At 69.2% G+C, this 22,624-nt stretch carries 20 protein-coding genes and 2 tRNA genes; 7 read left to right on the forward strand and 15 right to left on the reverse strand.

The features are described from left to right. The first annotated feature begins 1 nt into the window (after position 1). Both ASD23_RS10730 and ASD23_RS10735 read left to right on the forward strand, forming a co-directional pair. Positions 2 to 841 carry an SGNH/GDSL hydrolase family protein gene (locus ASD23_RS10730; RefSeq protein WP_056010183.1) on the forward strand — a complete coding sequence of 280 codons (840 nt, stop codon included), beginning with the start codon at positions 2 to 4 and terminating at the stop codon, positions 839 to 841. Beyond that, entirely contained in the window at positions 838 to 1,677 is an 840-nt protein-coding gene (locus ASD23_RS10735) for an SGNH/GDSL hydrolase family protein (RefSeq protein ID WP_056010186.1), read from the forward strand. The genes ASD23_RS10730 and ASD23_RS10735 overlap by 4 nt, the downstream gene beginning before the upstream one ends. 251 nt (positions 1,678 to 1,928) lie before the next feature. On the opposite strand, the gene ASD23_RS10740 is transcribed toward ASD23_RS10735, so the two are convergent. The 5 genes from ASD23_RS10740 to topA form a co-directional block, all read right to left on the reverse strand. Then, positions 1,929 to 2,004: transfer RNA gene (locus tag ASD23_RS10740), tRNA-Thr, on the reverse strand. A 79-nt stretch (positions 2,005 to 2,083) separates the two neighbouring features. Beyond that, the gene (locus tag ASD23_RS10745; protein WP_056010188.1) at positions 2,084 to 3,640 is read right to left on the reverse strand and encodes an alpha/beta hydrolase; all 1,557 of its coding nucleotides are present in this window, start codon (positions 3,638 to 3,640) and stop codon (positions 2,084 to 2,086) included. After that, entirely contained in the window at positions 3,637 to 4,818 is a 1,182-nt protein-coding gene (locus ASD23_RS10750) for a DNA polymerase III subunit delta' (RefSeq protein WP_056010190.1), read from the reverse strand. The genes ASD23_RS10745 and ASD23_RS10750 overlap by 4 nt, the downstream gene beginning before the upstream one ends. A 70-nt stretch (positions 4,819 to 4,888) precedes the next feature. After that, positions 4,889 to 5,509, reverse strand: a complete 621-nt coding sequence (tmk, locus tag ASD23_RS10755) for a dTMP kinase (RefSeq protein ID WP_056010192.1) — start codon at positions 5,507 to 5,509, stop codon at positions 4,889 to 4,891. After that, a complete protein-coding gene (topA, locus tag ASD23_RS10760; protein ID WP_082571368.1) occupies positions 5,506 to 8,337 on the reverse strand; it encodes a type I DNA topoisomerase in 2,832 nt (943 codons plus the stop codon). The genes tmk and topA overlap by 4 nt, the downstream gene beginning before the upstream one ends. A 210-nt stretch (positions 8,338 to 8,547) precedes the next feature. On the opposite strand from topA, the gene ASD23_RS10765 reads away from it, so the two are divergent. After that, positions 8,548 to 8,784, forward strand: coding sequence for a hypothetical protein (locus ASD23_RS10765; RefSeq protein ID WP_056012954.1), 237 nt, complete (start codon positions 8,548 to 8,550; stop codon positions 8,782 to 8,784). 18 nt (positions 8,785 to 8,802) lie between these two features. On the opposite strand, the gene ASD23_RS10770 is transcribed toward ASD23_RS10765, so the two are convergent. From ASD23_RS10770 to ASD23_RS10790, 5 genes are read right to left on the reverse strand one after another with little or no spacing between them, the layout of a single operon-like run. Further along, positions 8,803 to 9,219: an Rv3654c family TadE-like protein gene (locus tag ASD23_RS10770; protein WP_082571369.1), complete on the reverse strand. Its 417-nt coding sequence runs from the start codon at positions 9,217 to 9,219 to the stop codon at positions 8,803 to 8,805. After that, positions 9,219 to 9,527, reverse strand: a complete 309-nt coding sequence (locus ASD23_RS10775) for a TadE family type IV pilus minor pilin (protein WP_235507712.1) — start codon at positions 9,525 to 9,527, stop codon at positions 9,219 to 9,221. The genes ASD23_RS10770 and ASD23_RS10775 overlap by 1 nt, the downstream gene beginning before the upstream one ends. 16 nt (positions 9,528 to 9,543) lie before the next feature. Next, a complete protein-coding gene (locus ASD23_RS10780) occupies positions 9,544 to 9,783 on the reverse strand; it encodes a DUF4244 domain-containing protein (RefSeq protein WP_082571370.1) in 240 nt (79 codons plus the stop codon). A gap of 58 nt (positions 9,784 to 9,841) precedes the next feature. Next, entirely contained in the window at positions 9,842 to 10,816 is a 975-nt protein-coding gene (locus ASD23_RS10785) for a type II secretion system F family protein (RefSeq protein WP_056010198.1), read from the reverse strand. A gap of 8 nt (positions 10,817 to 10,824) precedes the next feature. After that, positions 10,825 to 11,934 (reverse strand): TadA family conjugal transfer-associated ATPase, encoded by a 1,110-nt coding sequence (locus ASD23_RS10790; protein ID WP_235507713.1) that lies wholly within the window; start codon positions 11,932 to 11,934, stop codon positions 10,825 to 10,827. Between the two features lie 465 nt (positions 11,935 to 12,399). Here ASD23_RS10790 and acs point away from each other — a divergent pair, with 465 nt between their 5' ends. After that, the gene (gene acs / locus ASD23_RS10795) at positions 12,400 to 14,352 is read left to right on the forward strand and encodes an acetate--CoA ligase (RefSeq protein ID WP_056010201.1); all 1,953 of its coding nucleotides are present in this window, start codon (positions 12,400 to 12,402) and stop codon (positions 14,350 to 14,352) included. A gap of 84 nt (positions 14,353 to 14,436) precedes the next feature. Here acs and ASD23_RS10800 read toward each other — a convergent pair whose 3' ends face one another. Together ASD23_RS10800 and ASD23_RS10805 are read right to left on the reverse strand one after the other, a co-directional pair. Further along, positions 14,437 to 14,907 carry a RidA family protein gene (locus ASD23_RS10800; RefSeq protein ID WP_056010203.1) on the reverse strand — a complete coding sequence of 157 codons (471 nt, stop codon included), beginning with the start codon at positions 14,905 to 14,907 and terminating at the stop codon, positions 14,437 to 14,439. Continuing rightward, positions 14,907 to 15,134 carry a hypothetical protein gene (locus tag ASD23_RS10805; protein WP_056010205.1) on the reverse strand — a complete coding sequence of 76 codons (228 nt, stop codon included), beginning with the start codon at positions 15,132 to 15,134 and terminating at the stop codon, positions 14,907 to 14,909. Before ASD23_RS10805 ends, ASD23_RS10800 begins: the two co-directional genes overlap by 1 nt. A 132-nt stretch (positions 15,135 to 15,266) precedes the next feature. On the opposite strand from ASD23_RS10805, the gene ASD23_RS10810 reads away from it, so the two are divergent. The 3 genes from ASD23_RS10810 to ASD23_RS10820 all read left to right on the forward strand — a co-directional run bounded on the left by ASD23_RS10810 (position 15,267) and on the right by ASD23_RS10820 (position 19,133). Then, the gene (locus ASD23_RS10810; RefSeq protein ID WP_157377064.1) at positions 15,267 to 17,969 is read left to right on the forward strand and encodes a transglycosylase domain-containing protein; all 2,703 of its coding nucleotides are present in this window, start codon (positions 15,267 to 15,269) and stop codon (positions 17,967 to 17,969) included. Between the two features lie 9 nt (positions 17,970 to 17,978). Continuing rightward, positions 17,979 to 18,953 (forward strand): metallophosphoesterase, encoded by a 975-nt coding sequence (locus ASD23_RS10815; RefSeq protein ID WP_056010209.1) that lies wholly within the window; start codon positions 17,979 to 17,981, stop codon positions 18,951 to 18,953. A gap of 106 nt (positions 18,954 to 19,059) precedes the next feature. After that, positions 19,060 to 19,133: transfer RNA gene (locus ASD23_RS10820), tRNA-Pro, on the forward strand. A gap of 70 nt (positions 19,134 to 19,203) precedes the next feature. Here the strand turns inward: ASD23_RS10820 and ASD23_RS10825 are convergent. The 3 genes from ASD23_RS10825 to ASD23_RS10835 form a co-directional block, all read right to left on the reverse strand. After that, positions 19,204 to 20,514, reverse strand: coding sequence for a UDP-glucose dehydrogenase family protein (locus tag ASD23_RS10825; RefSeq protein WP_056010211.1), 1,311 nt, complete (start codon positions 20,512 to 20,514; stop codon positions 19,204 to 19,206). Between the two features lie 94 nt (positions 20,515 to 20,608). Beyond that, a complete protein-coding gene (locus tag ASD23_RS10830; protein WP_157377065.1) occupies positions 20,609 to 21,670 on the reverse strand; it encodes a heparan-alpha-glucosaminide N-acetyltransferase domain-containing protein in 1,062 nt (353 codons plus the stop codon). Positions 21,671 to 21,732: 62 nt separating this feature from the next. Continuing rightward, entirely contained in the window at positions 21,733 to 22,611 is an 879-nt protein-coding gene (locus ASD23_RS10835; RefSeq protein ID WP_056010214.1) for a universal stress protein, read from the reverse strand. Positions 22,612 to 22,624: the final 13 nt, after the last annotated feature.

Below are 22,624 nucleotides of genomic sequence, written 5' to 3' on the forward strand. Positions count from 1 at the left end.
CATGACGGCTGTTCTCGCTTGGAAGGGCCGCGTCACCGGCATCGCCGCCGCGGCCATCATCGCCCTCGTGGCCATCCCTGCGGGGATCGCCGGCCCGGCAGCAGCCGCGCCACCCTCCTCCCCCTCCTCATCATCGGCCGTCGCCAAGTACGTCGCCCTCGGCGACTCGGTCGCCGCGGGCCAAGGAGCCGGCGGCTACGTCGACGCCTGCTTCCGCAGCCCGAACGGCTACCCGACCCTGCTCGACTCGGCTCCGCGCACGAACCTGCTGCGGAACCCCTCCTGCAGCGGGGCGACGATCGCGGATGTCGCGGCCGACCAACTCTCGCAGCTGAACCGCGGCACGACGCTCGTGACCCTCACCGTCGGCGCGAACGAGGTCGACCTGACCGGAATCCTTGCGGCGTGCACGCCGCCATCACCGGTCGAGGCGTGCCTCGCGGCCGTCGGGGCCGCGCAGGCGTACCTCTCCACGGACCAGCTGGCCATCGATGTCGGCGGACTCGTCGGGGCGATCGCGAGTCGTTCACCCGGCGCGGAGATCCTGGTGACGGGGTACGCGATTCCCTTCAGGCCCGGCTACAGCGAGCTGACCGATCAGGTGAACCTGCTCACCGTCGCGATGAACTCGCAGATCCAGGCGGGCGTCGGAGGCGCCGCGGCATCCGGAATCGATGCCCGCTACGTCGACGTGACGGGGCTGTTCGCTGGCCACGGAGTCGGCTCCGGCGCCTCGTGGCTCGGCGAGAACCCGGCTGACCCGATCACCTTCCTCCATCCGAACGCCGCCGGTTACTCCGCCTATCGCGACGCGATCCTCTTCGCGCTGGCACTCCCGTGATCGCCGCATCTCGGCGCCGCGTCGCACTCATCGCGGCGGTCGTCGCGGCCGTCGTCGCACTCGGGTCGGTCGCCTCGCCGGCACTGGCCGCCACGACCGGAAAGGGCAAGCCTGGTGGCGGCGGGAACGGCAACGGCGGAGGCACCGCCCAGCTCGCCTATGCGGCGGTCGGCGACTCCTATGCGGCGGGCCTCGGCGCCGGCAGCTACCTCGAGACGACCTGCTACACGAGTTCGAAGGGGTATCCGGCACTGCTCGACGCCGATGCGAACCTCGCCCTCGCCGCTCGACCCGCCTGCCGTGGCGCCACCACGGCCGACGTGATCTCGAAGCAGGTTCCCGCCCTTCCGGCGAATGCCGTGCGCGTCACGCTCACGGTCGGCGGCAATGACGTGGGATTCGCGAACGTGATGCAGAACTGCTTCGTGCTCGTGAACAGCACGTGCGAGTCGCACATCGTGGCGGGTGAGACCATCGTCCAGAGCGGCACTCTCGCCCAGAACGTGCGGAACACGATCGCGGCGATCATCGCGAAGGCACCGGGCGCGCGGGTCGCCGTCACCGGCTATCCGCTGCTCTTCGCACCCACCTCCCGCTACCAGTGGGCTGTACGGGTCAACACCGGCACCGCGGCGCTCAACGACGCGATCGAAGCGGCAGCCGTTCAATCCGGAGCCGTGTACGTCGATGTCGAGTCGCCGTTCGCGGGTCACGGCATCGGCAGCAGCTCGCCCTGGATCAACGATTGGAGCTGGCTGCGCTCGAACGACTCGTTCCATGCCAACGCCGCCGGGTACCAGGCCTACGCGGTCGCGCTTCGCCCGGCCCTGCAATGACCCGCCGACCGCACGCGCTCTTCCTCGCGTGAGATGCGGACGGCCCGGAGACCCCGGGCCGTCCGTGTGCGAACATGCCCCCGTTCGGGGCAGTGCGGCGCCGGCGAAGGCGGGTTAGCGTCGACGAGCGCCTGACTCTTCCTCCTGCGCGATGAACGGCCCGGAGACCCCGGGCCGTTCGTCTGCCTACGAGGTCGTTCCAGCGCGCCTGAAACGAGGAAAGACCCGGATCTCTCCGGGTCTTCCTGATGTGGAGCCGCCTGTGGGAATCGAACCCACGACCTTTTCATTACGAGTGAAACGCTCTGCCGACTGAGCTAAGGCGGCGTGGCATCCGGAGCGCTGAAGCGCACCGACTGGCACGAGAATCCATGTTAGCGGGTTTCGGGAGCCTCGTTGACCACCTTCAGCACTTCGGGTCGCTGGAGGGCACGGTGCCGTCGATGAAGTAGGCCTCGACGGCGTCGTTCACGCACGGGTTCGACTTGTTGTAGGCCGTGTGCCCCTCGCCCTCGTAGGTGACGAGCGTGCCGCTCTCGAGCTGCTCCGCCAAGGCGACCGCCCATTCGTAGGGCGTCGCGGGATCGCCCGTGGTGCCGATGACGAGGATCGGCGCGGCGCCCTCCGCGTGGATCTCGGCGCGCTCGACGTCGCTCTGGTACGGCCAGTTGACGCAGCCGAGATCGCCGAACCCGAAGTACGGGCCGATGACCGGCGCGATCTCCGCCGTCGCGGCGGCCTTCTCGCGCATCACGGCGACGTCGGACTGGTACGTGTAGTCGAGGCAGTTCACCGCGGTGAACGCCTCGGCCGAATTGTCGAGGTAGGTGCCGTCTTCGCTGCGCCCGTTGTAGCCGTCGGCGAAGGCGAGCGCCATGTCGGCGTCTCCGAACATGACGGACTCGAACATGTCGCCCAGGTACGGCCACGAATCGGCGCTGTAGAGCGGGTAGATGATCGCGGTCACCAGCGTGTCGGCGCCGACGAGGCGGCCATCGGTACCGCGCAGCGGACTCGCATCGACCGAGGCGAGGAGCCCGCTGATCTCGTCGAGGGCGTCATCGACGGTGCCGTCGAAAGGGCACTCGCTTCCTGAGAGGCAGTACTCGAGGTACGCCTTCAGCGCGTTCTCGAATCCGACGGCCTGCGCCTGGGACACCTCGGTCTCACTGGCCGAGGGGTCGATCGCACCGTCGAGCACGAGCTTGCCGACCTTGTCGGGGTAGAGCTCGGCATAGGTCGCGCCGAGGAACGTTCCGTACGAGAAGCCGAGGTAGTTGAGCTGCTCGTCGCCGAGGATCGCGCGCAGCAGGTCCATGTCGCGTGCCGCGCTCTCGGTGTCGACGTTGCCGAGGAGCTCCCCGGTGTTCTCGGCGCACGCGTCGCCGAAGGCCTTCTCGGTCGTCTCGACCTCGGCGATCCACTCGTCGCTGCCGCGAACACCGGGAGTGATGCCGTACAGGTACTCGTCCATCTCGGGAGCGTCGTAGCAGACGACCCCCGACGACCGGCCGACGCCGCGTGGGTCGAAGCCCACGACGTCGAACCGATCCTGCAGCGGCTGGCCGACGGCGTAGTCGAGGGAGTCCATCACGAAGTCGTAGCCGGAACCACCCGGTCCGCCGGGATTCACGAGCAGGGAGCCGAGCTTGTCGCCCGTGGCCACGTGGCGTACGAGGGCGAGCTCGGTCTCGCCTGCCGAGGGGTCGCTCCAGTCGAGGGGGGCCTTCGCCGTGGCGCAGCCCATACCGTCGCCGCATCGTTCCCACTCGAGCACCTGCGTGTAGAAGGGCTCCAGGTCGGCGGCGACCTCTTCACCGGTCGGCGTCGAGATCGGCTGCTTCGGGCTCAGGAATTCGGGCACGCAACCGCTCAGTGCGAGCATCGCGGCGAGTGCGCCCACGATCGCGATCGCGCGCGCGCCACGCGGCATCCGTCGCCGTGCGCTGGTCGTGTCGGTCATGCGGCCCCTCGTTCGGTCGTTCGTCGGATGGCGGAGATGAGCATCGCCTCGAGCGCGAGCGCCGGCGAGACGTTGCCGTCGATGCGGGTGCGCGCCTGCTGGATCGCGTCGAGCGTCGCGAGCGTGCGAGCAGGCGAAGCGGATGCCGCGGCGCGCTGCATGCCCGTCTCGAGCTCGCGGTTCACGAGCGGCACGTCGGCGCCGAGCTGGATAAGCAGGATGTCGCGGTAGAGCGACGCGAGATCGACGAGGATTCGGTCGATGCCGTCGCGGAGGCTGCGGGTCGCGCGGCGCTTCTGGTCGTCTTCGAGCGCCTTCAGCTGCGGGCGGAGGGCGTTCGGCACCGCCTGACCCGGCGCGACGCCGAGCGAGTGCAGGGCATTCGCTCGCTCTTCGGCGTCGCGAAGCTCGCCGATGGCCTTCGCGTCTTCACCGGCGATCTCGATGAACCTCGCCGCGGTGGCCACAGCACCCGATGCCGAGCGCACCGCGAGCGCGAGCTCGAGCGTCTCGGAGCGGCGCCGCCGCGCCTCTTCGTTCGTGGCCAGCCGATGCGCCATGCCGATGTGACTCTGCGCCTCGCGCGCGGCGCGCTCGGCGCGCACGGGATCGACGCCGTCGCGGCGTTCGAGGAGCGCCGCGACATCCGCGATGCTCGGAACCTGGAGCCGCACCGAACGCACGCGCGACCGGATCGTGGGGATGAGGTCGGCCTCGCTCGGCGCGCAGAGGATCCACACGGTGCGCTCCGGCGGCTCCTCGAGCTCCTTGAGGAGGAAGTTGGAGGTCTGCTCGGTCATACGATCGGCGTCTTCGACGATGATGACCCGGTGCCTGCCGATCGACGGCGCGTAGTGCGAGCGGCGCACGATGTCGCGCACGTCGTCGCGCTTGATGATGACGCCCTCGGTCGCGAGCACGTGCAGGTCGGGGTGACTGCGCGCATCGACCTGCGCCTGCGTTCGCTCGTCGCCGTCGGGCGCACCCGAGATGAGCGCCGTCGCGAAGGCGTACGCGAGGTTCGAACGCCCGGAGCCCGGAGGGCCCGTGACGAGCCACGAGTGGGTCATCTGCTGGGTGCCGGTGCCGGCGGTCGCTCTCGCCCCTGCAGACTCGGCAGCGGCGCGGAAGAGCGCGATCGCGGCGTCCTGCCCCGTCAGCTCACTCCACACGCTCACGGTTCAACGCTACCGTCAGCGGCTGACGATGCGCTCGACGCCCCCGACGCGCACGATGCGATCGACGCGCTCAGAGGAGACCGGCCACTCGGGCACGGATCGCCTCGGCGATCTCCTCGACGGGCTGCGCCGCGTCGACCACGAGGAAGCGCTCGGGCTCCGCAGCGGCGATCTCGAGGTAGGCACCGCGAACCCGGTCGTGGAACTCGGTTGCCTCGGCCTCGAGCCGGTCGTAGCGCGTGCGCGCGTCGTCGAGCCTCGTGCGCGCCGACGCGGCGTCGAGGTCGAGCAGGATCGTGAGATCGGGCCGCAGCCCTTCCGTCGCCCACACCGAGAGCCCGCGAACCGCCTCGGCGTCGAGCACGCGCCCGGCGCCCTGGTAGGCGACCGACGAGTCGATGTAGCGGTCCTGCAGGACGACCTCGCCGCGGGCGAGGGCCGGGCGCACGACGGTCGCGACATGATGCGCCCGATCGGCGGCGTAGAGCAGCGCCTCGGCGCGGGGTGCAATGTCGCCGCGGTGGTGCAGCACGATCTCGCGCACCTCGATGCCCACGTCGGTGCCACCGGGTTCGCGCGTGCGCACCACGGTCCTTCCGGACTCGACGAGCCAGGCGCCGAGCAGCTCGGCCTGAGTCGTCTTGCCGGACCCGTCGCCGCCCTCGAGGGTGATGAAGAGCCCGTCGCTCACTTGTCGGTCGCCGCCTTCTTGGCAGGGGCCTTCTTCGCAGGCGCCTTCTTCGCAGCGGGCTTCTTCGCGGCTGGCTTCTTCGCCCGCGGCGCAGCCGGACCCTTGTCCCGCTTGATCTGCAACAGTTCGACGGCGCGTTCGAAGGTGATCTCCTCGACCGACTCGGCGCGCGGGATGGTCGCGTTCGTCGTGCCGTCGGTGACGTAGGGCCCGAATCGGCCGTCCTTCACCTTGATGGGCTTGCCGCTCACCGGGTCGGCGTCGAACTCCTTCAGGGCGCTCGAAGCGGCACGTCCGCCGTACTTCGGCTGGGCGAAGAGCTCCAGCGCGCCGTCGAGGCCGATCTCGAAGATCGCGTCCTCGCTCGGCAGCGTGCGCGTGTCGGTGCCCTTCTTCAGGTACGGGCCGTAGCGGCCGTTCTGTGCGGTGATCTCGGTCTCGGTCTCGGGGTCGATCCCGACGACGCGCGGCAGGTTCAGGAGCTTCAGCGCCGTCTCGAAGTCGATCTCCGCCACCTGCATGCTCTTGAAGAGCGAGGCGGTGCGCGGCTTCTCGGCCGGGGGCTTCTTCGCGGCGCGCTTGGCCTTCGGCTTCGGCGCGTCGACGACCTCACCGGTGGCGGGGTCGACGGATGCCTCGGCGGCCTCGGCCTCAGGAGCAGCCGCCGGCTCGGGGTCGAGCTCGGTGACGTACGGGCCGAAGCGGCCGTCCTTCACGACGACCTCCTTGCCGTTCTCGGGGTTCACGCCGAGTACTCGCGCTTCCTGCACGGGCGCGTCGATGAGCTCGCGCGCCTTCGCCTCGGTGAGCTCGTCGGGGGCGAGGCCCTCGGGCAGGTTCACCCGTCGCGGCGTCGCGTCCGGCGCGGCGCCCTCTTCGACGATCTCGAGGTACGGGCCGTACTTGCCGATGCGCAGCGTGATGTCGGGCGCGATCTGCACCGAGTTGATCTCGCGGGCGTCGATCTCGCCGAGGTTGTCGACGACCTGGCGCAGGCCCCGGTGCTTGTCGGAGCCGAAGTAGAAGCTCGAGAGCCAGTCGACGCGGTCGGCCTCGCCGGCGGCGATGTGGTCGAGGTCGTCCTCCATCTCGGCGGTGAAGTCGTACTCCACGAGATCGCCGAAGTGCTCCTCGAGCAGTCGCACGACCGAGAACGCGATCCAGCTCGGCACGAGCGCCTGGCCTCGCTGGGTGACGTACCCGCGGTCCATGATCGTCGAGATGATCGAGGCGAACGTCGAAGGACGGCCGATGCCGAGCTCCTCGAGTCGCTTCACGAGGCTCGCCTCGGTGTAGCGCGGCGGCGGCGACGTCTCGTGGCCCTTGGCCTCGAGGTCGGCCATGGCGAGCGACTGCCCCTCCTTCAGCGGGGGCAGCTTCGCCTCGCCGGGAGTCTCGTCGGCGTTGCGCTCCTCGTCACGGCTCTCCTCATATGCGGCGAGGAAGCCACGGAAGGTGATGACCGTACCGCTCGCGGTGAACTCGGCGATCGTGCCGCCGACGGGTGCGGATGCCTCGGCGGGAGCTGCAGCATCCGTCGCCGTGGGCCCGACCTCGATCGTGACCGTCGCCGTCTGGCCTTTGGCGTCGGCCATCTGCGAGGCGACCGTGCGCTTCCAGATGAGGTCGTACAGCTTGAACTCGCTGCCGCGCAGGACGCTCTGCAGTTCGGCGGGGGTGCGGAACACCTCGCCCGACGGGCGGATGGCCTCGTGCGCCTCCTGCGCGTTCTTCGACTTGCCGGCGTACACGCGGGGCTTGTCGGGGATCGAGTCGGCGCCGTACAGCGCGGTCGCCTGGGTGCGGGCGGCGGTGATCGCCTGCTGCGACAGCGACGACGAGTCGGTGCGCATATAGGTGATGTAGCCGTTCTCGTAGAGCGACTGCGCCACGCGCATGGTGTCGCGGGCCGAGAGACGGAGCTTGCGGGCTGATTCCTGCTGCAGCGTCGAGGTCGTGAACGGTGCGGCCGGGCGGCGGGAGTAGGGCTTCGACTCGACCTTGGAGACGGTGCGCGAGACGCTCTCCGCCGACAGGGCGGTGACGAGAGCGGCCGCGGTCGCCTCGTCGAGCACGACGGCCTTGCTCTTCAGCGTTCCGGCGTCGTCGAAGTCGCGGCCGGTCGCGACGCGCTCGCCGCCGAGGCGCACGAGCTTGGCCTCGAACGAGGTCGCGTTGTCGGATGCCTCGGCCGAGAAGCGCCCGGCGAGGTCCCAGTAGCCCGCGGCCACGAAGGCGAGGCGCTCCCGCTCGCGGTCGACGACGAGGCGGGTGGCCGCCGACTGCACACGGCCGGCGGAGAGGCCGGGGCCGACCTTGCGCCAGAGCACCGGCGAGATCTCGTACCCGTAGATGCGGTCGAGGATGCGCCGGGTCTCCTGCGCGTCGACGAGTGCCGTGTCGAGCTCGCGGGTGTTGTCCTTCGCCTTCTGAATGGCGTCCTTCGTGATCTCGTGGAAGACCATGCGGCGCACGGGCACCTTCGGCTTGAGCTCCTGCAGGAGATGCCACGCGATGGCCTCGCCCTCGCGGTCCTCATCGGTTGCGAGCAGGAGTTCGTCGGCATTCTTCAACGCGCGCTTGAGTTCGGCGACGGTCTTCTTCTTGGAGTCGGACACCACGTAGTACGGCTCGAAGCCGTTGTCGACGTCGACGGAGAACTTGCCGAGCGGGCCCTTCTTCAGCTCTGCCGGCAGGTTCTTGGGCTCGATGAGGTCGCGGATGTGCCCGACGGAAGACAGCACTTCGTAACCGTCGCCCAGGTACTGGGCGATCGACTTCATCTTCGTGGGCGACTCGACGATGACCAGTTTTTTCGCGCCTGACACCAGACTCCTCTTTGTTGACAATTGGGACGAGAACGCACATTCGATGCCGCGCCCCCGAGCGGTGTGCCAGAGCCGGCGAAATGCTGCGCCGACAGCCACACCATACACACACTGGCCGGGAGGAGGCGCACTCGCGGCACGACGGGACCGGTTCCCGCTTGCTCCACGCGCCCCCTTGCGGTTCTCGGCACGCCGAGGAGAATGGCGATCATGGACACCTCAACGACGAGTTCGTACACGGCGATGCTGGTCGATGGACCGCTCGAGGGGAAGACGGTGGCCACCGCCTTCCTCGAGTCCGGAGACCCTCGACCGCGACTCGAGCTGAACACGGATCAGGGCAAGCACTACGTGTACTCCCGCGCGGCCGGCATGGAGTTCGCAGAACCGGGAGACGACCGACCGACGGCGGTGGAATACCGCTTCGTCGAGACCGTGTTCGACTGATCGATCAGTTCGCGCCGATCACGGCGGCGCCGACGGCTGACCCGCCCAACCGGGCGGCCCTGCCCTCGCTGAGGCCGTGACCGCGATTCCCGGCACCGCCTCGACGACGACCGTGACGGATGCGGCGGCACCATCGCCCTCGCAGGCGTCGAGCCGAGCGCCGTTGCGAGCAGCGACGGCACCGGCGAGCCGGCACGGCACACCGGCGACGGCGCCAGACATCGCATCCGCCGCCGCGAGCGCGGCGGCGTCGGCGGCGTTCGCCGCGCGCTGCGACGCAACGAACACGCCGAGCAGCACGAGCAGCGCCACGGCGAGCGCGGTCATCGCCCCGATGATGCCGACCGCGACCACGGACGCCGCCCCCGTCTCGGGATCTCCGGCGCGATCGACGGCGGCGACCCGACGCCGGTCGGTGGATCGGCGCGGGACCATCACCGGCCTCCCGTCACCGCGCAGGACTCCGCGCGCAACTCGATCGCAGCGAGCAGCCCGCTGCCGGAACCGGTGAGCGTGGCACAGACGAACTGCCCGTCGGTCGCCGCGGAGAGCCCGGCCCCGCCCGAGACGCGATCGGCGATGGCCGCCGCTGCGCCTTCCGACTCGCCACGACCGAGCGCGCGGGCCGCGTCCGCGGCCGCGTCCGTCAGTCGCACCTGCTGGCCCGCCAGCTGCACCGAGGCGAGGCTGGCCGCGAGGACGAGTGCGATGGCGGGTAGCGCGACCGCGAACTCTGCGGTCACGCTCCCGCGTTCGCCGTCAGCCGACCGTGAGCGCATTCCGCACGAGATCGGTGAGGATGCCTCGCACCTCGTCGCCGCGGAGGATGATGACGAGGAGGCCGGCGAACCCGACCGCCGCCATCGTCGCCACGGCGTACTCGGCGGTCGCGGCTCCCCGTTCGCCCGCCAGGCGGACGACGATCCGCCTGACGAGGCGAGAGATCGGCCCGGGTCGCTTGCGCTCTCGTCGGGGTTCGGTGTCGGATCGTACGTGCATGGTGTTCCCTCCTGTGGTGCCGGCTGGCCGGCTCTCGAATGGCACGAATCGGATCGGGTCACACGGCACCGCCGAGCGTGCCGGTGACGACCGAGATCATGAGCGGCGCGACGCCGAGCAGTACGAACGCCGGAAGCACGCAGAGTCCGAGCGGCAGCATGAGTCGCACGCCGAGCGCGGCCGCCCGCTCGACGCCCGCCGATCTCGCGGCCCTGCGGAGCCGGAAGGCCTCGGCGCGCAGCAGCTCGGCGACCGGGGCACCCGCTCGTGCTGCGAGGCCGAGCACGGCCTCGACCTCTGCGCCGTCCCCGGCATGCGGGACGAACGCCACGATGGTGTCGCGGGTCAACCCTCGCGCCCGATCGATCGACACTCCGCTCGACATCGCGATCGCGAGCAGTTCGAGTTCGAGGCCGGCATCGACGCGTGAACGACCGGCTCGCTCGGCGAGAGCCCGGTTCCACCGGTGTCCGAGCCAGAGCATGGCGAGGCCGAGCGCCAGGCAGGTGAGCCCGATCGGGTTGCCGAAGAGCACGCCGATCGTGTCGAAGCCGAGCGTCGCGCCGAACAGCACCGCGATCGCCGGCAACGCCATCACGAGGCGAGCGCTCGCCTCGGGGCCGGCGAGCGCCGACCGCACCTCCCGTCGCAACTGTGCCTCGTCGCGCAATACCGTCGCGAGGTCGCGCAGGCTCCCGGCCAGTGGTGCACCCGACTCGGCGGCGACCGCCCAAGCCGCCGCGAGCACCGGCCACGCCGACGACGTCGTCGGGCGGTCGGCGAGCCCTTCGACGATGACCGGCGCAACCGGATCGCCGCTTCTCGCCGCCGTTGCCGCGGTCTCGAGGACGGCGGCATCGGCGACCGACATCGAGTCGGCACCCACGTGGCTCCATGCATTCGGGGCAGGGACCCCGGCGGCGAGGAGCACGGCGAGCCGCTCCGTGACGGCGGCGATCGCGTCGACCTCGGCCGCCGGGTCGGTGCGCCGACGCCCGGTGACGCGGTCGAGCAGCTGTCTCGGCGCCGACATCCGCCCGTTCATATCGCCTCGACGACGAGCCGGTCGCCTCGCTGCTCGAATCGCCCCATCTGCGCGAGGCGGCGCCGACCGCCGGCTCGGTCGAGGTGGAGCACGAGGTCGAACGCGCTCACCGTCTGTCGGGCGAGCGCATCGGGAGAGAGACCGGCGATGGAGCCGAGTGCTTCGAGACGTGCTGGGACGTCGGCGAGCGAGTTCGCGTGCAGCGTGCCCGCGCCGCCGTCGTGCCCGGTGTTGAGCGCGGCGAGGAGTTCGCGGAGCTCGGCGCCCCGACATTCGCCGACGACGAGTCGATCGGGTCGCATGCGAAGCGCCTCCCTGAGCAGTGCGTCGAGTCCGACCCGACCCGTGCCCTCGAGGTTCGCCTGCCGCGCTTCGAGCGAGACCACGTGAGGATGATCGACCTGGAGCTCCGCGACGTCTTCGATGACGACCAATCGTTCCCGATCGGGTGCCTCCGCGAGCAGCGCGGCGAGCAGCGTCGTCTTCCCGGTGCCGCCGGCGCCCGTCACGAGGAGGTTCTTGCGGCAACGGACCGCGTCCCGCAGCACCTCCCGCTGCGCCTCATCGACCATCCCGGCCCGCGCGAGCGCCGCGAGCGAGAATCCCCCAGCCCGTGGCACGCGCACCGAGATCGTCGTGCCGCTCACCGAGACGGGTGGCAGCACGGCGTGCACGCGGATGCCGGCGCCGAGTCGCACGTCGACCGCCGGTGTCGCCTCGTCGATGTGGCGCCCGCCGCGAGCGATCAGCTGCACGGCGAGCGCGCGCACCTCCGCCTCATCGGCCGCCCAACCCGGTTCGGGCTCGGCTCCGGCGCCACGGTCGATCCAGAGTCCGCGGTCGCCGTTCACGAAGAGATCGGTGACCGGCCCATCGACGGCGAACGCCTCGAGCGGGCCGAGCAGCGAGAGATCGCCGCCATGCTGCTGCACCGGTGCGGCATGCGAGGAACTCGGCATCGCGGGCTCGAGCGCGTCGACGGCGATGGCGCGCGACTCGGCTTCACGCGAGGGCCCGGTGACGCGAGGCCCGAACGCACGCTCGATGGCGGGCGGCACCGGCGGTTCACGTTGCCAGGAGGGCGAAGCGACGAAGGGAAGGGTCATGTCGCGAGCGTACGAACCGACTGCGGCGCTGCGGCATCCGTTCGACCCCTGATACGGAAAGAGCCTCCCCCACATCATTGTGGAGGAGGACTCGATCTCGTTTGCGGTGCACACGGGCACTGCCCGTTAACGAAAGGGGGCGGCACCCATTGGGGGGAACAGGTGCCGCCTCGGCAGCGCAAGGATTGGGGGGAATCACGAGCGCTGCAGGCCACGAAACGAGTGTTCGGGCGGTACTCAGCATACGGCCTGTAGAAGTATGCGCAAGCACTTTTTGTCCTCATTTGTGCCGACATACAGAATTCTCTGCGCTTAGACACAGGAACGCGCGCCGTTCCGCCGCGAAATCCGTCTGCGACGCTACACGACGCCACGATTCCGCGCCTGATCGGAGCGGCGGGTAGTGTGCTGCGTGGGGCAGGCGACCCATCCGAAGAACACTCGCGAAGGAGCGACTGAAGAACCATGACCGTTCAGATCGATCACGCGCTCGAGGAGATCCGGCGATTCCGCCCGAGCCCCGAGTTCGCCGCCCAAGCCGTCGCCGACGAGCATCTCTACGAAGACGCCGCGGCCGACCGGCTCGGATTCTGGGCCGACCAGGCCCGCGGGCTGCTCACCTGGAGCACCCCGTTCACGCAGACCCTCGACTGGTCGAACCCGCCCTTCGCCAAGTGGTTCCACGACGGCGAACTCAACGTCGCGTACAACTGCCTCGACCGCCACGTCGAGGCGGGCCTCGGCGACCGCGTCGCGCTCCACTTCGAGGGCGAGCCGGGCGACAGCCGTTCCATCACCTACGCGGAGCTGACCGCCGAGGTCAAGCGCGCGGCCAACGCCCTCCTCACGCTCGGCGTGCAGTCCGGCGACCGCGTCGCTATCTACCTCCCGATGATCCCCGAGGCCGTCATCGCGATGCTCGCGTGCGCGCGCATCGGCGCCGTCCACTCGGTGGTGTTCGGCGGATTCTCCTCGAAGAGCCTGCAGTCGCGCATCGACGACGCCCAGGCCGAGGTCGTCATCACCGCCGACGGCGGCTACCGCAAGGGCAAGGCCTTCCCGCTGAAGCCCACGGTCGACGAGGCGATCGAGGCCGCCGAGACCACGGTGCGCTCGGTGCTCGTCGTGAACCGCACCGGCGACGACGTGGCATGGGTCGACGGGCGCGACGTGTCGTGGAGCGAGCAGCTCGCCGCGGCCGATGCCGAGCACGAGGCGCAGGGCTTCAACGCCGAGCACCCGCTGTTCATCCTCTATACCTCGGGAACGACCGGCAACCCCAAGGGCATCCTGCACACCTCGGGCGGATACCTCACCCAGACGGCGTTCACCCACAAGAACGTCTTCGACCTGCACCCCGAGCGCGACGTCTACTGGTGCACCGCCGACGTCGGCTGGATCACCGGCCACTCCTACGTCGTCTACGGACCGCTGGCCAACGGCGCCACGCAGGTGCTCTACGAGGGCACGCCAGACACGCCGCATCCCGGCCGCTGGTGGGAGATCATCGAGAAGTACCGCGTCTCGATCCTGTACACGGCGCCCACGGCCATCCGTTCCTTCATGAAGCAGGGACGCGACGTCGTGCGCGACTACAACGTGCGGTCGCTGCGACTCCTCGGCTCGGTCGGCGAACCGATCAACCCCGAGGCCTGGATCTGGTACCGGCACGTGATCGGCGGCGGCTCCATCCCCGTGGTCGACACGTGGTGGCAGACCGAGACCGGCGCGATCATGATCTCCGCGCTGCCCGGCATCACCGACCTGAAGCCCGGTTCGGCGCAGGTTCCGGTGCCCGGCATCTCGATCGACATCGTCGACGACGAGGGCACGCCGATCGAGGGCGAGGGAGGCGGCCTCCTCACGATCACGGAGCCGTGGCCGTCGATGCTCCGCGGCATCTGGGGCGACCCGGAGCGGTTCAAGGAGACCTACTGGGAGAAGTTCGGCGACAAGTACTTCGCCGGCGACGGTGCCCGCCGCGACGAGGACGGTGACATCTGGCTGCTCGGCCGGGTCGACGACGTCATGAACGTCTCGGGCCACCGGCTCTCGACCGCCGAGATCGAGTCCTCCCTCGTCGCCCACCCGTGGACGGCCGAGGCCGCGGTCGTCGGCGCGTCCGACGAGGCGACCGGCCAGGCCGTCGTCGCGTTCGTCATCCTGAAGGCCAGCCAGGCCGACCAGGTGACCGATGTCGCAGCGGCGAGCGACGAACTGCGCAAGCACGTCGCGCAGCAGATCGGCGCGATCGCCCGGCCCCGCCAGGTGTTCATCGTCAACGAGCTGCCGAAGACGCGCTCAGGCAAGATCATGCGCCGACTCCTCCGCGACCTCGCCGAGGGCCGCGAGATCGGCGACACGACGACGCTCGCCGACACCTCGATCATGCAGGTCATCAGCGAGCAGGTGAAGTAGGGCGGCCTCCAGCCCTGAAATGACGGATGCCGCGTCGGGATCGCTCCCGACGCGGCATCCGTCATTCGTGCCTGCTGCCTGCTGCTATTCGAACTCGACCACGAGTTCGAGCTCGACGGGCGAGTCGAGCGGCAGCACCGCGACCCCGACCGCGGACCGCGCGTGGCGGCCCGCCTCGCCGAAGACCTCGCCGAGCAGCTCGGACGCGCCGTTGATGACGCCCGGCTGACCCGAGAACGACGGGTCGGATGCCACGAAGCCGACGAGCTTCACGATGCGGGTGACCCGGTCGAGCGAACCGATCTCGGCGCGCACCGCCGCGAGGGCGTTGAGCACAGCGGTGCGGGCGTAGGCCTTCGCATCGTCGGTCGGCACGAGTCCGTGTCCATCGCCGACCTTGCCCGTCGCGGGCAGCGAGCCCGCGGTGAAGGGCAGCTGACCCGAGGTGTAGACGTGGGCGCCGGTGACGACGGCCGGCACGTAGGCGGCGACGGGCGGAGCGACATCGGGCAGCTCGATGCCGAGCTCGGCGAGCCGCGCCTCGACGGCGGCCATCAGGCTTCGCCCTCGAACTGCTTGGCGGCCTGGGCTGCGGCTGCCGCGCCGGCGGATGCCGCGGCGGACGACTCTCCGCCGGTGGGGCGCTTCAGGTAGGCGACGAGGCCGCCCTCGGGGCCCTGCACGATCTGCACGAGCTCCCACCCCTCGGAACCCCAGTTGTTCAGGATCGCCGCCGTGTTGTGGATGAGCAGCGGGGTGGTGATGTACTCCCAGGTCGTCATGGTTCCTCGTCTCTGTGTCGCATGCATCGACGGCCGCGACCGTCGGATGTGCGCGGTGTCGAACGGAGCGCGGGAATCGCGTGCGTCGGCGCGCCTTCACCGCACTGCGACGCACAGCGTGCATAGCGGGATTTGTCAGCCTTCTCCGTTAAGCTCCACTATATGTCTGCCCAAAAACGTACGATGAGCGACGTCGGCGCCGGAATCCTCGGCTTCGTCGGCATGAGCGCTCTCGCAGGTGTGCTCGTCACCGCCGCCGTGACCCCGGCCCTCGCCGTCACCGGCATGGCGGCGAACAACAGCATCTCGATCTTCGAGAACCTGCCCGGGTACCTCGAGCCCAAAGAGCTCTCTGCGAAGACCGACATCTACGCCACTCAGGCCGACGGTTCGCAGACCCTGCTCGCCTCCTTCTTCAGCGACAACCGCGAAGTGGTCTCGTTCGACGCCATGAGCCTGTACTTGAAGGATGCCGCGGTCGCCGGTGAAGACCCCCGATTCTACGAACACGCAGGCGTCGACATCCAGGGCACGACGCGAGCCGTGATGAATGAATTCATCATCGGCGGGGACACCCAGGGTGGTTCTTCGATCACGCAGCAGTACGTGAAGAACGTGCTCATCAACAACGGCATCCGCGAAGCGAAGACCCAGGAAGAGAAGGACGCCGCCTACGCTGCCGCGACTGAATCCGACGGCAACGCGGGCATCTCCCGGAAGCTCAAGGAGATGAAGTACGCGATCGCCATCGAGAAGAAGTTCGAGAAGAACGACATCCTGAAGGGCTACCTCAACATCGCCGCCTTCGGCGGTCGCGTCTACGGCGTCGAGTCCGCCTCGCAATACTATTTCGGCAAGTCGGCCGCGAACGTCTCATTGCCCGAAGCCGCGAGCTTGATCGCGATCGTCAACCACCCCGAGAAATTCCGACTCGATCAGCCTGATGACCCCGAGAACGGTGTCGCCTCGGTCAACGAAAAGGGCGAGCCGACACCGTACGCGGCGAACAAGGAACGTCGCGACTACATCCTCGGCCAGATGCTCAAATACGGGAAAATCACGCAGGAGGACCATGATGCTGCCGTCGCCTCTCCGGTGACCCCGGTCATCACGGAACCGAGCACCGGCTGCCAGACGGCGCAGGGCAGCGCCTACTTCTGCGATTACGTGAAGAACGTGATCCTCAACTACTACGACCTGCCGGATACGCCCGACATCGACGAGGGGCTTCAACTGCTCGAAGAGGGCGGCCTGCAGGTGCAGACGACCCTCGACCCCGAACTGCAACAGCGGGCACTCGACGCAATGGCTCAGAACGTCCCGTTCACCGACTCGCGATTCGATGTGGGTGCCGCCGCCGTGACCGTTCAGCCCGGCACCGGCCGGATTCTGGCGATGACGCAGAACAAGACGTATTCACAGACCGACGAGATACTCGCGACAGATCCGTCGACTTCGGCCGTGAACTACAGTACGGATTTCGACTACGGCGGCTCGAGTGGGTTCCAGCCGGGCTCGACCTTCAAGGTGTTCACCTTGGGTGAGTGGGTAAAAGAGGGACACTCGCTTCTCGAGTCGTTCAACGGCTCTCGGCGCACGTTCACGACCTTCCCCGGTGCTTGCAGCGGCGGCACCATCAACGTGTCCTTCAATCCGAGGAACGACGACGCTCGTACTGCGAACAACGCCGTCGACGCGACGAAGTACTCGGTGAACTCCTCCTTCATGGCCATGGCTCAACAGGTGAACCTCTGCGGTATCAAGCAGACGGCCGAAGCGTTCGGAGTCAAGCGTGCCGACGGCCTCGGACTCGGCGAGCGGTACGCGTGGAACGACGACGGCACGCCCGTCCTGAATCCTGACGGTAGCCAGGCCCTCGACCCGAACGAGGAGTTCCAGCCGGCAGCGGTGCTCGGCACCGAAGAGGTGGCACCGCTCAGCATGGCCACTGCGTTCGCCGGAATCGCCAATGACGGTGTGGCCTGCACGCCGATCGCCATCGAGTCGATCACGAAGAGCGACGGCACTCCCGTCGAAGCGCCGAAATCGACATGCACCGCTGCCGTCACCCCCGAAGTAGCCCGCTCCATGCAGTACGCCATGCAGCAGACGTTCAAGGGTGGCACCGCCGATGCATCCAACACCGGTACGGGTGTCGAGCACATCGGAAAGACCGGAACCACGGACGACGCATTCGACACGTGGATGGTCGGCGCGAGCAAGACCGCCTCGACAGCGGTCTGGGTCGGCAACGTCACCGGTGGCGACAGCCGTCAGAACCTTCGAAACGTGAGTTTCGACAGCGGTTCCGCTGCGACCGCCCGCCACCGCATCTGGCCATCGATCATGGAACTGGCCGACAACAAGTGGGGCGGCGCCGACTTCACCGCCCCCGACCAGTCGGCCTTCAAACAGGTTCTCGCCGATATTCCGCAGGTTGCGGGACTTTCCCTCGATGCAGCGAAGAAGGCGATCGAGGCCGCAGGCTTCGTCGCCGAAGACGGCGGCCCGCAGGACTCCAACCTTCCGGCGGGCACCGTCAGCGGCACGGACCCTTCGGGCCAAGCCGGCAAGGGCGCAACGATCCGCATCTTCACGAGCAACGGCTCGATGACCGGAGTGCCGAACGTCGTCGGCATGACGGGTGATCAGGCCGAAGCCGCGCTGAAGCAGGCCGGCTTCAAGGTGCAGCGCCAGAATGAGAACACGGCCGATCCCACGAAGGTGGGCGTCGTGATCTCGCAGAACCCGGCGGGCGGCGGTTTCGCCAAGCCCGGCGACCAGATCACGATCAGCGTCGGCAAGCTCGGCGGCAACGCCCCCGGCGACGGCTAGTCGCGATCGATGGCGACGACTCGTATCCCGCCCGTCGCGACGATCGCTCTGGCGATCGCCGCGGCGGGCGCTGCCGCCTTCGCGTACGGTTCACTGGTCGAGCGCACCCGGTGGACACTCCGCCGGGTCGATGTCCCCGTGCTTCCTCCGGGCGCCGACCCGATCCGCGTCTTGCACCTCTCCGACCTGCACATGGCACCGTGGCAGCGCGACAAGCAGGAGTGGGTGCGCGGCCTCGCCGCCCTGAAACCCGACCTCGTCGTCGACACCGGCGACAACTTGGGGCACGAACGCGGCATCGAAGGCATCCGACGGGCGTTCGAGCCGTTCCGCGGCGTGCCAGGCGTCTTCGTCAACGGTTCGAACGATTATTTCGGGCCCGTCCTGAAGAATCCGTTCGCCTACTTCTCGGGCCCGTCGCGCCTCGGGCTGCGCGCGAAGCCCATCGACATCGGCGAACTGCACGCCTACTTCGCGGACCTCGGCTGGCGCGACCTCGACAACACCGCGACCGCCCTCGACCTGCGGGGCACGCATTTCGAGTTCTTCGGCGTCGACGATCCGCACAAGGGCTACGACCGGCTGGATCTCATCACCGCGGCGATCGACGAGCTGCGCTCGGAAGACCCGCTCGGCGATGAGACCTGGCCCGACGAGGCATCCGCCATCGATCGCCCGACCGTGACCGTGGGCGTCGCCCACGCGCCGTACCAGCGCGTGCTCAACTCCTTCGTGAACCACGGTGCGCAGCTGCTGCTCGCCGGACACACGCATGGCGGCCAGGTGTGCGTCCCCGGCATCGGTGCCCTCGTCACGAACTGCGACATCCCCCGCGATCAGGTCAAGGGCCTCAGCATCTGGCGCCACGGCTTGCGGTCGGCATTCCTGAACGTCTCTGCGGGCCTGGGCACCTCGATCTATGCCCCTGTGCGCTTCGCCTGCCCGCCCGAGGCCACGCTGCTGACCCTCGTGCCCGCCGCGTAGCCCCGCTGCTCGCCGACGGTTCCGCACGAACCGCCGCCGCCCGCATGCAGTGGTCTGGCGGGACCGATTTATCGGCTATTCTTGTTGAGGCTCGCAAGGGCCGACCCGGGGTGTGGCGCAGCTTGGTAGCGCGCGTCGTTCGGGACGACGAGGTCGCAGGTTCAAATCCTGTCACCCCGACCGGGTGAAACCCCCTCCTTCGGGAGGGGGTTTTCTCATTCCCGCTGCAGCGACCCGGCAAGACCGGCCCCTACGGGCGGCCGATCCCGCGATACTGCCAGCCGGCGGCACGCCACGCTGCGGGATCGAGCACGTTGCGGCCGTCGATGATCCGGCGCTCCCCCACGAGTCGCCCGGTCGCCTCGGGGTCGAGCGTGCGGTATTCGTTCCATTCGGTGGCGAGGATCACGAGATCGGCGCCGGCTAGCGCTTCCCGGGTCGTGGGCGCCGTGCCGAGGTCGCGGCGCCGCGCGAGGGCGTTCTCGAGTCCCTCGGGGTCGGTGACGACGACCCGGGCACCGAGCTCCTGGAGGCTGACCGCGATGTCGAGTGCGGGCGAGTCGCGCACGTCGTCGGAATCGGGCTTGAAGGTCACGCCGAGCACCGCGACCTTCTTGCCGGCCACCGAGCCGCCGAGATCCTGCACAGCGAGGTCCACGACGCGGCGCCGTTGGCGAAGATTCGTCTCGTCGACCTCGCCGAGGAATGCGAGGGTGTCGTTCAAACCGAGTTCTTCCGCGCGCGCGACGAAGCCGCGGATGTCCTTCGGGAGGCAGCCGCCGCCGAATCCGACGCCGGCGTTCAGGAAGCGCCGACCGATGCGCGCATCGTGGCCGATCGCGTCGGCGAGCGCCGTGACATCCGCGCCGGTGGCGTCGGCGATCTCGGACATCGCGTTGATGAAGCTGATCTTCGTCGCGAGGAAGGCGTTGGCGGCGACCTTCACGAGTTCGGCGGTCGCGTAGTCGGTCACGATGCGAGGCGTGCCCGCCTCGATCGCGGCCCGATAGACGTGGTCGAGCACGGATGCTGCGCGGCCGCCGTCGCCCTGGGCGACGCCGTACACGAGGCGATCGGGCGAGAGGGTGTCCTTCACGGCGAATCCCTCGCGCAGGAACTCGGGGTTCCATGCCAGACCGGCGTGCGGGGCTTCTGCGGCGAGACGCGCTGCCAGCCGAGCCGCCGTGCCCACGGGCACAGTGCTCTTGCCGACGATCAGAGCCCCCTCAGCGAGGTACGGAACCAGAGCGGTGAACGCCGAATCGACGTACGAGACGTCGGCGGCCCCCGTCTCGGCGGACTGCGGCGTGCCGACAGCGAGGAAGTGCACGTCGGCCTCGGCAGCCTCGGCGATGTCGGTGCTGAAGCGCAGCCGCCCGCTCGCCGTCGCCGAGGCGAGGATCTCGGGCAGGCCGGGCTCGTAGAACGCCGGCCGACCGGCAGCCAGCGCCTCGATCTTGCGCTCGTCGACGTCGATGCCGATCACGTCGTGGCCGAGCTCGGCCATCGCCGACGCGTGCACCGCGCCGAGATAGCCGCAGCCGATGACGGAGATGCGCATGGAGATCCTCCCGATCGAACCGTTCCATTCTGCCGTACCGACTGCGCACCTACGCTGGACGGGCGCGGCTCGCCATCCGAACGCCGCCTGCGGTTCATTCCGGAGTGGTCGCGCGCGCGGCATCCGCTCGGCTCCGACCGCTCGCCCACCTGAGCATCCGCTCGAGCGGCCCGCGGCCGAGGTAGTGCCGCCACAGCCACGCGAACACCATCGACCCCACGACCAGCCCGAATAGGAGCTCACCGGAGTCGTCGGTGTAGTAGCCGTTCTCGACGCGGATCGAGGCGGCGAGCACCACGAGGTGCAGCGTGTAGATGGTCAGCGGCATCGAGCCCATGGCGATGACCGGCGAGAGCACGACGCCCGCCACTCGCCGCACCTGCGGGCGTGCGAAGAACGTGAGCAGCAGCATCCCCGCCACGACGACGACCCCGGCGCCGACGTTGCCGAGCGCCTCGAGCGAGGTGCGCAGCGCCGACACCGCCGGATCGACCTCGACCTCGACGTCGAGTGGCGCAGCGACGCCTCCTGGCATGAGTGCGACGATGGGCAGCAGCACCGCGGCCGTGGCGGCGCCCACGAGCGCGGCGAGCGCGACGACACGCGGCGAACCGAGGTCGAGGCGCACGAGCGCGAGGCCGATCATCATCACGGGTACCCACTCGACCACTGGGTATGCGCCGCTGACGAACCAGTCCACGATGATCGCGAACGGGCCGAGCTGCAGTTCAGCGACGAGATCAGTGGCGCTCGCGAGCTCGGCGAGTCCCGGCATGATCGCGAGCAGGGCGATGCCGACGCCGAGCGCCGCGCGCGCCGGAATGAAGAGCAACGGCAACATGACGAGGAATGCGACCCCGTAGACGTCGAGGATGATGAACACGAGCGGATGCAGGGTCGCGGCGATGAGCAGTCCGAGCACGATGAGGATCACCGCCCGGATCGCGATCTGACGACGCAGCGTCCTCCGCCCGTCGACGATCGGCCGGATGCCGCCCGAGATGAAGGCCAACCCCATGCCCGCGGTGAGGGCGAACAGCAGTCGGGGCCGTTCGTCGGCGATCGCGATCAACGACACCAGGTCAGCGGATGCCGCGACGGGCGCGACGTGCGCGACGAACATGCCGATCAGGGCGAGTCCCCGAGCGGCGTCCACGCCGGCGACTCTCCTCGCGACGGGCGCGAGGGAGGACGGCGTGCCGAGTCGGGCGGCGCCCGTCACCTGAGCACGATCGTCGGTGCCACCAGGTCGGCGAGCACGCCCTGGCTGACGGACCCGAGCAGGAACCTCGCGAGCGCACCGCGGCCGTGACTGCCGACCACGAGCATGCTCGCTCCCGCTGCAGCCTCCGTGAGATCGTGCACCGGGTCGCCCGCCACGACGGATCGCACGATCTCGAGGCCGGGGTGCGCGGCGATGACCGGAGCGAGTGCCGCCTCGAGCATCTCCGATTCCGCCAGCGAGAGGTCATCCGCCGCGATGACCGGAGCACCGTACCCGTACTCGCCGCCGACCATTGCGACGACGTCCCACGAGTGCACCGCGATGAGCGGTTCCCGGGTGCGATCGGCCTCGTCGGCGGCGAAGGCGAGTGCTCGATCGGAGATGTGCGAGCCGTCGACCCCGACGACGATTCCACGGCGACCCCCGGGATCGAGGTCGGGAATGACCGCGACCGCCGTTCGGCTGACCGCAGCGATGCGGAGGCTCAACACCCGACGGCGGCTCGCCCGGCGCCCCCCGTGCCAGTCGCTGCCGACGACGAGCATTCCGGCATCGGCGGAGATGTGTTCGAAGACGTCGACCGGAGACCCTCGCTCGAGCGTCGTGACGACCTCGATGCCGTCGTCGATGGCCATCACGAGTGCTGCAGCGTCGTCGAGGCACTGCCGCACCTGTCGTTCGGCGTCGATGCTCTCGACGCTCGTCGCCTCCCCCGGCGCGGCGGCCGCTCGCGCGACGATCGCCGAGTCGTCGTCGACGACGTGCACGAGCCGCAGGCTGCTGCCCGACGCGGACGCTCGCTCGGCCGCCCAGCGCACGGCGCGCATCGTGGCGGATCCGCCGGTACTGACACCCACCGCGATCTCGTTCATGGCGCACCTCCGA

Source organism: Agromyces sp. Root1464, assembly GCF_001427265.1.
Lineage (GTDB): Bacteria > Actinomycetota > Actinomycetes > Actinomycetales > Microbacteriaceae > Agromyces > Agromyces fucosus.